Below are 13,252 nucleotides of genomic sequence, written 5' to 3'. Positions count from 1 at the left end.
TACTCCCCTTTTTACTTTTTATAATGAACCATCGCTAATGACATAATCTGTTGTGTGATGTTTTCTATCTGATCTTTAGGGATAACACTTGCCCGCAACTGCTTTTTAATTTTCTTCCGCATTTCTCGTTTTACATCTTCTTTGTTGACCCAATCAATGACTTGACTTTCCTCGGCAATCATGTCTGTAACAAGATGCGTCAACGCATCGATTGTATCTTTATGCTCTTCATCTGGAAGAATCTGTTGGAACAGTTGATAGAACGGATATTGCTCTCGCGTAAAGCCAAGATTTTGTGCTTGTTGGTTGACGTTTCGCATATCGTTGACCATGCTGCGTAGCTTTTCTACCAATTCAGCGATATCCATCATTTTTTTCCGTCTTGCTTCGATTAATTGTTCAAGTTTTTCTCTTAACGACGTGTAGTATACAGGGTTTTCTTCCAGCTTCACTTTAATCTCATGACGAATCGCATGTTCCATTTCCGCCGCTTGTGCTTCTTTTGAAGGGGCTTTTTCCAACCGCTCATCAAACTTACTGGACAAAATATCAATTGGTTCATGGATGACTTCGACAGACTCTGCATATAGATGCTCTGCAATTAATTGTTTGACCTTCTCGCCACACTCGGAAATATCCATTTGTTCATCACGATATAACGTTTTTGCCATTTGCCGCACTTTACCTAAAAACTTTAAGTCTTCTACATATGGAGAAGCTTCAGGGTTCGGTAAAATCATATCCATTCGTTTGGAAAACTCTTTGAACGCTTTTTCAAACTCGTGCCGCACATCTTCAGGCTCTAATACTTGAACGCACGCATCGGCATCGCTTCGGTTAATATAGTCAAAAAAGCTCATCGCTTTTCGGTGGGCTTGTTTTAACTTTGGCAATTCGCTTTCAATCGGCAACAGCGCTCCTTGAATGTCTTGTTTAGAGAAAATCGCTAACGCTTTTTCCAAAAATTTCGATACCCCAAAGTAATCAACAATAAGCCCATACGTTTTTCCTTCATACGTACGGTTTGTACGAGCGATTGCCTGAAGAAGGTTATGCTCTTTTAACGGTTTATCCAAGTACATGACTTGTTCGATTGGAGCGTCAAAGCCTGTTAGAAGTTTATCACAAACAATTAAAATCGCTAGTTTGTCTTCTTCAAACGGCTTTTTGAATCGTTCAATTAATTGTTTTTCTTCCTCACGAGATAAGGAGTAATCTTTTAACAGTTCATTATTTTTGTCTTCAGGCCCTGTTGAAATAATTAACGCTGTTTCATATTTTCCATTAATGAGTTCATCGAGCTTTTGTTTATAGATGGCTGCTGCTTCACGGTTCACCGCCACCACTTGCGCTTTAAAGCCGTTTGGCAGGATATAATTTTCAAAGTGTTCCACAATATCTAAAGCAATTTTTCCAATACGACTCGGCACGGCTAAGATGGCTTCTTCATTGGCGTATTTCTTTTTTATTCGCTCACGGTCTTCTTCGCTATAGTCGCTAAATTTACGGTCAAATAAGCGATCTAGTGACTCGCCTTGTAAATGAAGGTCGACCATACGAGCTTCGTAGAAAATCGGAACGGTTGCTCCATCATCGACCGCTTGTTCAATCGTATATTTGTCAATATACGAGCCAAACGTTCTTGTTGTACTTTTATCTTCTTTATCGATTGGCGTTCCTGTAAAACCGATATAGCATGCATTCGGTAAGCCTTTACGCATGTTCATCGCTAGACCTTTGTATTGCGTACGGTGTGACTCGTCGACTAATACGAAAATATTTTCCGACCTTGAAAGTTCTGGATATTCGTCTTGATCCTTATCTGGTTGGAACTTTTGCACAAGCGTCATAATCGTGGAACCAGGACCTTGTTGTAACAACCTTTTCAAGTCTTTGACACTTTCCGCTTGCTGCGGATTAGGGAAACCGCATTTACGGAATGTTTTTGTAATTTGGTCATCCAAGTCTTTACGGTCGGTGACAACGACAATCGTTGGGTTGTGCAACTCTTTGATTCGTCGCAGTTTGACGGCTAAATATAACATCGTCAATGATTTGCCTGAACCTTGTGTATGCCAAATGACCCCGCCGCGGTCTTTCGGTGTTTTTGCATGTAAAATGCGATGAATCGCTTTATTTACGGCACGGAATTGTTGATAACGGGCAATCTTTTTAATCACCCGCCCGCCATCAACTTCAAAAACGATGAAGTTTTGGATCAAATCAAGCAAGTTTTCTTTCGCTAACATCCCTGCGACTAAAATGTCTTGTTTTGTTGGAGAGTCGCCAAGTTCAGGAACCGTTCTTGGATACGGATCTTTCCACTCGCTGAAATGTTGCACTTTCGCACCAATCGTCCCTGCTTTCGCTCGATAATTGCTTGTCGCAATCATAAACTGGTTATAGTAGAAAAGTTGCTCATGAGTTTCCTGATAGCGGCGCAATTGATTGACTGCTTTTGAAATTTGCGTATCTTCCTGCAACGTTGGGCTTTTACATTCGACCACGACTAAAGGCAATCCATTCACAAAAATCACAACATCAGGACGAATCGTGCCTCTTGCATCTTGAATGCGGAATTGATCAACAACAAGAAATTCGTTGTTATAAGGGTTATCAAAATCAATCAATTTAACCGTTTGATTCTTTTTCCCTTTTCCTAAATCTTGTTGAATCGAAATATAGTTAACAAGCATCTCATGAAACTTTTCATTCGCTTGCATGAGGCCTGTTGCTTCGATATGAGTTAGATTGTAAATAATGCGAGCAAGGTTGTTCTCATCAATCCATGGATTCAAACGTTGAATTGCTTTCTTTAAACGTTCTTTTAAAATTACCTCACTCAACGAATCCCGTTCAGACTCAAGAGCTAAGCCTGTGACATGCTCATAGCCCAGCTCTTGAAGCTGATTGATTAAACGTTTTTCTACGAGGTTTAACTCATTCCATTCACTTGAAGTGGTCATTGTGACATCACCTCATTATCAACTTTGACACGTACTTTGCCTGTGAGAAGGACTTGCATTAATCCTGCTTTAATATCTTGTAATTCACTTAATTTTCTCTTCTCCATAATTATCTTTTTATCAATCGTCTGAAGAACTTCGCTAATTTTCAGTTGCTCTTCTAAAGGAGGAACGACTATCTTAAACTTTTTTGTTGTTCCTATGCTAAAGAAATTCATTGCACTACCAGAGTCGTGTTTCCTAATTTCTTTTTTTATATAACTTGTTTGAAAGTAGTAATATAGATAAACATAGTGGACACGATCTGGGTTTGACCTAATTAATGTTAATTGTGGACCAATGTTAGCATTATTATATCTTTCACTAACTATAGCAACAGCACCTACATTAGCCCCCCGATTGGTAAATAAAATATCTTTAGTTTTTATATGGGCTTTTCTTAATAATTCATGCTTTTCGAATGAAATATACTTTACTTTCTTGTGGTCAATCGAGTTAGTGTTTCCGATTGCAGCGGAAGTTAGAAATGGTACCCCCTGACTTAAAAATTCATTTTCTTTAGGATAGTCGTTACCGTAATTTCCATCTTGAATTTTTAAAGTAAGGTTCGATAACTCCTCTACAGCCCAAGCTTCAGGTATCTCCCCAATCTCCGTCTTTTTAAACTTCGTATGTCCAATTCCTTTTGTGAGCAACTGTTGCATAAGCCCCTTTTTCACTTTCTCCGTTTGCTCGATGATGGCTTCGGTTTTCTCGATCGCTTCATCGACAGATGAGAGAATGGCTGCGATTTTGCGTTGTTCCCTTAAGGGAGGAGTAGGAATCTCCAAGTTCGATAGATCATTCTTATTAATGGCTTCAAAGGTGCTTCCTTGTTGTAAAGTTGCCCATTTAGGCTTAAAGTGTTGAAGAAAATAAAAAAGAAACATTTTTTCTACATTTGTAGGGCGAATGGCACTTAATCCTCTCCCTATTGCAGACATTTCCTGAGCTATATTTACATCACCAACAGGAGCACGCACACTAATTAAAATATCACCTGCTTCTGCCACCTTCTTTGGTTTCACACAATAACGCTTTGGAATAGGATACATATATCCAAACTCTGCATTCCCTTGATAAAAAGGTAATCCCTCACCGTATTCATTACAATCGGATGATGCAGGTGATTGTCCCATTGTTATCTCTGCAACTTCTGATAGAAAAGCATTTTTCCATTCACTCACCATACCCCAACTCCTTCAAATACCCATACATCACCTTTTCAATTTCATCCCGTTCTTGTTCAAGTTGACGGAGTTTGCGAAGTGCTTCTGCGACATCAATTTCCTCTTCTTCTTCGATTGTGTCAATATAGCGGGCGATGTTTAAGTTATAGTCATTTTCTTTAATTTCCTCTAGTGTCACGACGCGGCTATATTTGTCGACATCTTTCCACGCATCGTATGTGCTGATGATTTTTTGAATATCCTCATCACGAAGAACGTTTTGGTTTTTGCCTTCTTGGTAGTCGTTAGATGCGTCAATGAAAAGAACTTTTCCTTTTTTATGCTCTTCTTTGTTTTTATTGATGATAAGGATGCATGCTGGAATACCTGTTCCATAGAATAGGTTCGCTGGCAAACCGATAATGGCTTCAATTAAGTCTTCTTCTAAGATACCTTGACGAATTTTCCCTTCCGCTCCGCCGCGGAAAAGAACGCCGTGTGGCATAACAACTCCCGCTTTTCCTTCATCATTAAGTGTGGCAATCATATGTTGAATAAACGCATAGTCTCCTGCATTTTTTGGCGGTAAACCAAAGCGGAAACGGTTAAATGCGTCTGCTTCTGCTTCCTCACGTCCCCAGTTTTTCAAGCTAAACGGTGGATTGGCAATGACACGATCATATAATAGAAGCTCGCCGTTTTCGTCTAATAGTTTCGGTTCACGAATCGTATCGCCTTTTTTTATTTCATGGTCGCTTAAGCCATGAAGCAACAAGTTCATTTTACAAATCGCCCATGTATTTAAGTTTTTCTCTTGTCCGTGCAATGTAATGTTGCGTGGATTGCCGCCTTTTTCTTTTATATAGTCAACCGATTGAATGAGCATTCCACCAGACCCTGCGGTTGGATCGCATACACGCATGCCTTCTTCAGGCTTAATCAGTTTGACAATTAATTTAACGACTTGGCTTGGCGTATAGAACTCGCCGCCTTTTTTACCCGCATCGTCTGCAAATTGTTTGATAAGGTACTCATAAGCACGACCAAGGATGTCAGGTTCTGATAAGTTTTCATTACGTAAATCAATTTGTGAGAAGTGTTGTACTAATTGAAGAATGGTTTTATCGGACAATTTTTCTTTGTCGTTAAAATCAATATTCGCTAATACCCCTTGTAGAGAAGGGTTCTCATCTTCCAATAGTTCAAAAGCTTTATTAATAACCGCCCCCACGTCTTGGGAGTGGGATTGAATATAACTCCAACGTGCTTTCTCAGGTACGAAAAATTGATGTTCATCGCGATCATACCAACCGTAATCTTCGCCTTCTTCTTTTTCAATCCGCTCAGCGGTTTCGACAAACACATCGTTTAATCGTTTTAAAAACAGCATTCCGAAAATATAGTTTTTGTAGTCAGAAGAGTCAATACTGCCACGCAATATATTCGCTGATTCCCATAAATGAGATTCAAGTTCTTGTAGCGTTAACTTGCTCATACTGTTGCCTCCATCAATTGTTGTTTCCTACATTTTCACTATAGCAAAATTCCCAAATTCTAGCTATCATTTTTTCAGTCATCCCCTGTTAAGACTACAGCAATACCCCCAAAACAAAAAAAACCCGAGCTCTTTTACAGAACTCGGTTTTTCCGATGATTCCGACTGGGCTCGAACCAGCGACCTCCACCCTGTCAAAGCGAAATAAGCAATTTTTATAATTTTATTTTGAAAAGATAAGACCTTTAACATTTAAAAAACGTTGATATATCAAGGTTTCACCAATTTGAAGATTAGTTAGGTTATACCGAATTGATCGAATGGCACCAAATTCGGCACCACTTATGGCACCAACAAAAAGTCCTCTAAAGGTTGATGTGACAGGCTTTCTGACAATATTAAAATTGAAAGAGGGCGCTAATGATGAGTGATGGAATTATGGAGACATTAGTGAACTATATGATCAAACAGATAGAAGATGAAAAAGAGGTTATCCGCGAACAAACAGAGCGAGTGTAACTATTCAGCCACATCATAAAGTGAGCTGAATATTTTTTGCTTTTCCTGTCTATGATGTGAATATTGATAGACAAGGAGGTGAATCACATGTTGACGGTACAACAAGCTGTATTTACAGTTGAGGGCTTAATCGGCAAAGTCCAACAACAAAAACAGCTCATTCATCAACTCATTCAAGAAAATGAACATTTGCGTCAAGAAAACAAACAGCTACGCAAAGAAAATGAACAACTCAAGCATCGCGTTCAAGAGCTGGAAGCACGCACGAAAAAAAACAGCTCCAATAGCCATTTGCCCCCATCTTCTGACCGTTTTGAGAAAAAGCGTTCCTCCCGCGAGCCGTCTGGCAAAAAGCCTGGTGGGCAAGAGGGACATGAGGGGACGACGCTCCGTCAAGTGGAACATCCACATCATCGTGTCGTCCATCGCGTACATACGTGTCAAGGATGTGGGGCTTCTTTGCGTGACGTCAAACCGTTCAAAGTCGATGTCCGTCAAGTGTTTGATCTGCCTCCCGTGTCGATTGAAGTGACACAACATGAGCGTGAAGTGAAATCATGTCCGCATTGTCGATGCGTGCAACAAGCGGAGTTTCCACCACATGTCACGAATCATGTGCAATACGGTCCACGTCTTACTGCGCTCGTTGTTTATTTGCATCATATCCAATTGATCCCTTACAAGCGTTTAAGTGATACAATCGAAGCGTTATATCAACACTCGGTTAGTACAGGAACCCTTGCCAATATGGTGAAACGAGGACGCGAAGCGCTGGAATCCAATATGGACATGATCGAAGACGCCTTACTTAACTCTAACATCTTGCATGTCGATGAAACGAGTTTGCGCATCAATGGTAAACTCGCATGGGTGCATGTCGCATGTACGTCGACATATACGTACTTGGCTTTTCACGCTTCTCGTGGAAAGAAAGCAACGGATGAGATCGGGATTCTTCCACAATACAAAGGGACGATGATGCATGATGCATTCGGTACGTATCCGAGATACACGAAAGCCACACATGCTCTTTGCCATGCCCATCATTTACGTGAGCTAAAAGGCTTCATCGAACAAGGCCATACATGGGCATCGCGCATGACCACGTTTCTGTTAGCCGCCAAACAGGCAGTCGAAGCGCATCACGGTGCACTTTCCGAAGAAGAAGCGAAACGATGGGAACGAGTGTATGATCGTATCCTAGCGAAAGCACAGCACCGATTGGAAACGATGACACCTTTTCCGAAAAAAGCACTCGCTTTTATTCGACGGCTTCAAAAACGAAAGGAAGAAGCGCTGCGTTTCTTATGTGAAGTGCATGTTCCCTTTGACAATAACCAAGCCGAGCGAGATCTTCGCATGGTCAAAGTCAAAGAGAACATCTCGGGTACATTTCGTGACGAAACGTTCGCGCAGTCGTTTTGCATCGCAAGAAGCATCGTTTCCACACTTACGAAACACGAAAAAAACGTGTGGGACTCGTTGTGTCTTCTGTTGGCAGGCGAAACGATCGATCGAGTTCTTTCCGCTACCTAGGGCATTTTCTATGACCGAAATGCCCTATTTGTGCTGGGCTTTTTTATACACTAGCACTGGGGTGAATAGTTACAAGCGAGTAATATTCTTGACTGATTCTATTGTAAAAAGTCTAGAAGATATTAAGGATCGTAATAACACAATAAGGGAAAATCGATGATGTATAAAATTTTGTGTAAAGCATTTTACTAGACCAAAAGAAAAAAAGGTAGGGTATTCTCTGATTTGGACAAAAACACATTCCAGAGAAAGGAGAACCCTACCTATGTCTAAAAGTATATCGAATATCGACTGGGCAAATCAACTGGAAAATGCCATTCGTCAGTTTGTGAAAGAAAAATTAGAGTTGATTATGCGGGAAGAAATCAAACATTTCCTCGAAATCGAACAGGCGGACACATCCAATATGGGAAACGGCTACTATCAACGAAATCTAGATACACAATATGGCCGAATTGAAGGGCTTTTGGTGCCAAGAGACCGAAACGGAGAATTTCAAACGCAGTTGTTTGCCCCTTATCAACGCCACACTGGCTGGCTGGAGGAAGCCATCATCAAGATGTATCAAAGTGGCATGAGTACACGGGAAATTGGCAAGTTTATCGAACGAATTCTAGGAAGTACCTATTCTCCTACGACGATCAGCCATATTACCGATGTCGTAAAGGAAGACATCGAAAAATGGCGCAACCGTCCACTACACAAGCGTTATTCCGTCTTATATTTGGACGGTTTGTATGTGAAACTTCGCCGCGATACGGTAGAGAAAGAAGTCATTTATGTGGTGTTAGGAGTAAATGAAGAAGGGTATCGAGAAATTCTGGATTTCTTCGTGGGAGGACAAGAAAGCGCCTATGGATGGCGGGAGATTCTCCAACAGCTCTACAAAAGAGGTGTCAAGGAAGTGCTTCTGGGCGTATTCGATGGACTACCGGGGTTGGAGGAAGCCTTTAAGGCAGTTTATCCGAAAGCCGATGTACAGCGTTGTGTCGTTCACAAAGTACGTAATACCTTAAATCGTGTTCGGAAAAAAGATCAATTGGAAGTGGCAGAGGATCTCAAACTGATTTATCGTGCACCGAATAAGGAGATGGCGTTCCAGATGTTTCAACAGTTTGAGTTGAAATGGTCAAGCAAGTATCCGAGGGAAGTTCAATCTTGGGCCAATGAGTTGGATGTCCTCCTTACATTTATGGATGATCCAAGCAGTATTCGAAGTGTGATTTATACGACGAATGCCATTGAACGAACGATCAAGGAGATTCGGAAACGTCTCAAGCCGATGAACAGTTTGAGTAGTTTAGAAGCAGCTGAAAAAGTCGTGTATTTGACCATCCAAGATTTTAATGAGAAATGGGCAGGACGAAAGTTACGAGGATTTTCCGAAGCTCATGAAGCCCTTCAACGAATGTTTGAAGAACGTTACAATTAACCAAATAATGTAAATGAATGAGATAAGGGGATTCTCCCTTTCCACACAGGAGACTGAATATTCAGTCTCTTGCGTGAAAGAAACAGCCCCCTCTCTATTCTAAATCCATTTCAGAGATGCCCTATCTATCTTACATTACACAAAATTCTTGACGGTACCGAAGTTATCGACAATTATTTTAGGGTAGAGCCTACAAAAAAGCAGATAATCTGTCTTCAACTAAAAAACCGTTTATATTTTTTAAAAACTTTATATGGAGGAAGATTAACCGTTTCATCAGGTACATAACATTCTCTATCATGATATGGCATTTCTAACGCTTTCCATTCAAAGTCATCTTCTACACATTTCACAAATAAATGGTATCCTTCATCATCAGAAGGAAATAACGTTATTCTTTTTTCACCATGAATCAAGGCAACGTCAATAGCTTCTCTTAGTTCGATTAAAGCTGTGCGATTGGCTATGATATAGGCGTTACTATGCCACATCTGTTGTCCAAAAATGTGGCACGTAGGCGATGGTTCATCTTCTTCATAAAACCTATCGTTATAAACTTTATTTAACTCTCCGAGAACATCTTTGGGGTTGTCAACATCTAAATAGGTGTCCATGCCACTTTCCCAATACCTTTCCCCACCGCCCCAAAACTGGGATACAAACTCATCATACAAATCATTATTTTCCACAAACAAATATCTTTCTAACTCATCCTCCAAATCTCCGATAAAATAAAAGCTGTGAATTTGTTTATCATTCTTTTTATAGATAAAATGATAAAGAGTATCCGCTATTTTATTGCTTTCCAACAGTTCAAAGTTATATTTCTTTGCCTTACTCGGCTTTAATACTCCATTTACAAACGGTGTCTCTGGAATATAGATAGCTGTAAACAACTTTACGTTAGACATTTTTAAACATCTCCTTATCTAAACAAATAATTACTAATCTTATCTCTGTTAAATTTTATTGTTGATTTTTGACTAAAGAAAAAGGACCGATTTTTCGGTCTTTTTGTATGTCTTGTTTCAAGAACTCTCTCGTTAGCACAATAAGATTACCATTACAGCTCTCTTATACGTTTGCGGATTTCTGATGCAACACTGGTAGGGTCATCTATCTCGAAAATCACATAATTATACTTTTCGTGTCCTTCCAACTCAATAATTAACAGAGGAACTCTGTTCTCGTAAGAAAGAAAGTACCACTCATTAGCGTATTTAAAACTTCCCTCAAAAATATTTAACGCTGAAATAGAAGTTCCAGGCATCCGAAGCATCCACTGCGGAGCATCAAAATAATCAACATATACACTCTTGATAGTGCTGTAAGGCATTTTCAAGTTGAATTTGAATGCGAATAGTCCTGTTACTCCATTCAATTTTAGAATTACACCTTCATCATCAAATTGTACTTCCCTTGCCATACTTTACCCCCCCTTAATGAAAAATTACGATTGTTAAAGTGAAACACTGATAATCAGATTGAAAATTTAGAAAGACGAATGCTTTTATAGGTATCATACATCTCGAAGGAGAAAGAAGATACGAGCATATCTTTAATATTCTGCATAGTCGTTTCGTGTCCTCGTTTATCCACGAATAAGAACCAAGCCAAATAGTTGTCAAGGTACTTACTTGCCACACCTTTAAAGCGGTCTATCCATTTCTTCATACGGCTGTGGAAGCCATTGACGTTTTGAATATGATAGATACCTTTAATGATGTGTGTACCATTATCCGATTTGATTCGATAATGTTCCAAGCCTTTTTCTTTAGCATATGTCTTGTAGGCTCTCCAAGCATCTGTAACCAATATATTATTACTATGAAGTTTTGAGACGATAACTTTATCTACTTTGGATTTTACGACACGCCCTATACAAGTAACTTTTGCTACCGTTGATTTCATTCTATCACGAGCCACAAGAACACAGACCTGTTCTTTGCTAATTCCACGATATTTTGATTTACCTCCACGTTTTCGAGGTTTACGACCTGTAATCCCACGTTTACCTTTTTCAGAGTATAAGAAATAGGTCTCGTCAGCCTCGACGATACCTTCAAATTGGTCAAAATCCATTTTCTTTAGAGCATTAAGCAACTTGTGTCGCCAGTAAAAAAGCGTAACCCAAGTAACCCCTACGATTTCAGCAGATTTTCGCAGGGAATATCCTTTAAGCATACACTCAACAAAAGCAATCCACTCGTTGCCTTTTCGTGTACGATAGAGAACGGTATTCGTCATATCAGAGAATGTTTTGCAACAAGCCTTACATTTATAACGTTGGCGACCTTTGTATTTACCGAAGCGAACAATGTGTTCAGATGTACAATGGGGACACTCGAAACCATCTTTAAAACGAGTTTCCCTCATTTCGTTAATCAATCTACCACCAACGGAAGAGGTCGGGTCAACATAACGTTTTCCCCATTGATATACTTGTTCCTTTTTAGTATGGGGTAACTTGTCGATGTATTTTAATAGGTTACTGAACGCTTTGTACATCATTAACACTACCGAACCTTTGTTCTAATTGTAATTATCGCAAGAACTTGGTTGGGTTTCAAATATCAACAATGTTCTTTAACAGAGCCAACCAAAAAAATTGGTGAATTGGTTATTTCTGCACATTTTAAACTTCTGAGGCTTGGTCAGAAAGAAGAGTGAAGAGGCAACACGTTCCTATATTGAAAAAGGACAGCCTTAATTTGGACTGTCCTTTTCGCTTTTGCTGCAGTAAAGTTACGGCTTGTAGTTAATGCCTATTCCAAACAAAATCATTCCCATACAAGATACGATTAGGATGAAGTGAAGGATGCCGCCTAAATAGGAGTAGAATCGATCTTGTTTTATGAGACCAAGCAAGCATATGAGCATTCCGAACAATGAAATCCAAATGTAACTGATATCAAAAACAGGGATCTCCGCTATAATTTGTACATTTAACAAAATAAGCAAAAATATAGCCACCAATGTATTATATGCATTAATTATAGAGCATTTTTTACATCATGAGCGTTTATTTTGAATGACGAAATTACGAACAGTGCCTGGCACCGTTTAACGATTACTTGTCATAGGCTTTATACCAATGATGTGGTTGTATTTCCTTTAATGTTTTATAATCGAGTTTATCATTTGGATTAGTTACAGCCGCTTTTACATTTTCCCCCCAGTAAAAAAGTCTTTCCTGACATACACCACAAGGGGTTAAAACTTTAAATTCAGCATTTTCGTCTTCTCTTACAACACAAATAGTATGTGTGACCTTAGTGTTAAGTTTATGTGCTTCAAGAATTGCACCTGTTTCAATGCATAATTCAGTTGAAGCGTTGATAACGTCTGGCGATACACTCGTTAAGATTTGACCATCTTCTGTATACATCGCTGCGGCACCGCCCCAACCAGAAGGATATCTTTTTTCAATCAAATCTATTGCTGCTTGATAAAGTTTTTGTTCAATGTTCATTTTTTCCCCCTAACTACCTCTATAACTGATACTTTATCATAGTAACAATAAATAGTGTATTTCGCAATTAAAATTTGGGTTCATCACCAAATTTTGTGATTTAGTGACAAAAAAGAGAAAGCACTGACGAGATCCTGGCAATAATGTTAGCGGTGAAATAAACATTAAGGGGGTCTCGTAAGTGCTTTCTATACCACTAGGATTGCTTGGAAGAATGGATTAAGTTAGCCAAACAGAGCCCTTTTGCTTCTTTTCAGGAAGCAGCCAACACGCTTGAAAGGTGGAAGGAGCCTATTCTTTCCTACTTTTTGTACCCATATACGAATGCCCGAATCGAGGGGACGAATCACAAGATCAAAAACATCAAACGCCGGGCATATGGCTATCGAAATCTAGAACGGTTTCGTTTACGTGTATTTCTGGAGTGTACAGGGAACACTACAGGTAGTCAGGCTGCCTAAGCACTCCCTTCTTCCGCTATCGGTATGATAGTTGGTAGAATGGAACCCGTCAAGGAAAGCACTTGACTGTTTCCATTCTACCAACTTCGTGGTCTGTATGCGGAAGAAGGATCCTGACTAATGAACCTCTAACATGTCTCTAGGATTGAGTAGAAATCATAGA

The 13,252-nt window shown here is 39.6% G+C and carries 9 protein-coding genes and 1 pseudogene; 3 read left to right on the top strand and 7 right to left on the bottom strand.

Annotated features, from left to right (window positions below):
• Positions 1-11 precede the first annotated feature (11 nt).
• From AFK25_RS03920 to AFK25_RS03910, 3 genes are read right to left on the bottom strand one after another with little or no spacing between them, the layout of a single operon-like run.
• Positions 12-2,966: a type I restriction endonuclease subunit R gene (locus AFK25_RS03920; RefSeq protein ID WP_035067776.1), complete on the bottom strand. Its 2,955-nt coding sequence runs from the start codon at positions 2,964-2,966 to the stop codon at positions 12-14.
• On the bottom strand, positions 2,963-4,195 hold the full coding sequence (locus AFK25_RS03915) for a restriction endonuclease subunit S (RefSeq protein ID WP_049720863.1): 1,233 nt from the start codon (positions 4,193-4,195) through the stop codon (positions 2,963-2,965). Before AFK25_RS03915 ends, AFK25_RS03920 begins: the two co-directional genes overlap by 4 nt.
• Complete coding sequence (locus AFK25_RS03910; RefSeq protein WP_035067778.1) at positions 4,185-5,669, bottom strand: type I restriction-modification system subunit M; 1,485 nt, start codon at positions 5,667-5,669, stop codon at positions 4,185-4,187. The genes AFK25_RS03915 and AFK25_RS03910 overlap by 11 nt, the downstream gene beginning before the upstream one ends.
• A gap of 606 nt (positions 5,670-6,275) precedes the next feature.
• Here AFK25_RS03910 and tnpC point away from each other — a divergent pair.
• Both tnpC and AFK25_RS03900 read left to right on the top strand, forming a co-directional pair.
• Positions 6,276-7,724 (top strand): IS66 family transposase, encoded by a 1,449-nt coding sequence (gene tnpC / locus AFK25_RS03905; RefSeq protein ID WP_049720840.1) that lies wholly within the window; start codon positions 6,276-6,278, stop codon positions 7,722-7,724.
• Positions 7,725-7,989: 265 nt separating this feature from the next.
• Entirely contained in the window at positions 7,990-9,156 is a 1,167-nt protein-coding gene (locus AFK25_RS03900; protein ID WP_035065138.1) for an IS256 family transposase, read from the top strand.
• 215 nt (positions 9,157-9,371) lie between these two features.
• Here the strand turns inward: AFK25_RS03900 and AFK25_RS03895 are convergent, their stop codons facing one another.
• From AFK25_RS03895 to AFK25_RS03880, 4 genes are all read right to left on the bottom strand, one after another.
• Positions 9,372-10,067: a hypothetical protein gene (locus AFK25_RS03895; RefSeq protein WP_049720862.1), complete on the bottom strand. Its 696-nt coding sequence runs from the start codon at positions 10,065-10,067 to the stop codon at positions 9,372-9,374.
• A 152-nt stretch (positions 10,068-10,219) separates the two neighbouring features.
• The gene (locus AFK25_RS03890; protein ID WP_035065135.1) at positions 10,220-10,582 is read right to left on the bottom strand and encodes a hypothetical protein; all 363 of its coding nucleotides are present in this window, start codon (positions 10,580-10,582) and stop codon (positions 10,220-10,222) included.
• Between the two features lie 53 nt (positions 10,583-10,635).
• Positions 10,636-11,664 carry an IS1595 family transposase gene (locus AFK25_RS03885; protein WP_035065197.1) on the bottom strand — a complete coding sequence of 343 codons (1,029 nt, stop codon included), beginning with the start codon at positions 11,662-11,664 and terminating at the stop codon, positions 10,636-10,638.
• 562 nt (positions 11,665-12,226) lie between these two features.
• Positions 12,227-12,628 carry a cytidine deaminase gene (locus tag AFK25_RS03880; RefSeq protein ID WP_035065133.1) on the bottom strand — a complete coding sequence of 134 codons (402 nt, stop codon included), beginning with the start codon at positions 12,626-12,628 and terminating at the stop codon, positions 12,227-12,229.
• A gap of 206 nt (positions 12,629-12,834) precedes the next feature.
• On the opposite strand from AFK25_RS03880, the pseudogene AFK25_RS03875 reads away from it, so the two are divergent.
• Positions 12,835-13,089 (top strand): annotated as a pseudogene (locus tag AFK25_RS03875) (ISL3 family transposase); the annotation flags it as partial.
• Positions 13,090-13,252 lie beyond the last annotated feature (163 nt).

This window comes from Anoxybacillus gonensis (assembly GCF_001187595.1).
Taxonomy (GTDB): domain Bacteria; phylum Bacillota; class Bacilli; order Bacillales; family Anoxybacillaceae; genus Anoxybacillus; species Anoxybacillus gonensis.
Note: the sequence above shows the minus strand (reverse complement) of the source record. Positions and strands in the feature narration are given on the sequence as shown.

Excerpts from the sequence above, each read along its gene's own strand:
- AFK25_RS03885 (WP_035065197.1), bottom strand. The coding sequence starts at position 11,664 with ATGTACAAAGCGTTCAGTAACCTATTAAAATACATCGACAAGTTACCC.
- AFK25_RS03915 (WP_049720863.1), bottom strand. The coding sequence starts at position 4,195 with ATGGTGAGTGAATGGAAAAATGCTTTTCTATCAGAAGTTGCAGAGATA.
- AFK25_RS03895 (WP_049720862.1), bottom strand. The coding sequence starts at position 10,067 with ATGTCTAACGTAAAGTTGTTTACAGCTATCTATATTCCAGAGACACCG.
- AFK25_RS03910 (WP_035067778.1), bottom strand. The coding sequence starts at position 5,669 with ATGAGCAAGTTAACGCTACAAGAACTTGAATCTCATTTATGGGAATCA.
- AFK25_RS03890 (WP_035065135.1), bottom strand. The coding sequence starts at position 10,582 with ATGGCAAGGGAAGTACAATTTGATGATGAAGGTGTAATTCTAAAATTG.
- AFK25_RS03920 (WP_035067776.1), bottom strand. The coding sequence starts at position 2,966 with ATGACCACTTCAAGTGAATGGAATGAGTTAAACCTCGTAGAAAAACGT.
- tnpC (WP_049720840.1), top strand. The coding sequence starts at position 6,276 with ATGTTGACGGTACAACAAGCTGTATTTACAGTTGAGGGCTTAATCGGC.
- AFK25_RS03900 (WP_035065138.1), top strand. The coding sequence starts at position 7,990 with ATGTCTAAAAGTATATCGAATATCGACTGGGCAAATCAACTGGAAAAT.
- AFK25_RS03880 (WP_035065133.1), bottom strand. The coding sequence starts at position 12,628 with ATGAACATTGAACAAAAACTTTATCAAGCAGCAATAGATTTGATTGAA.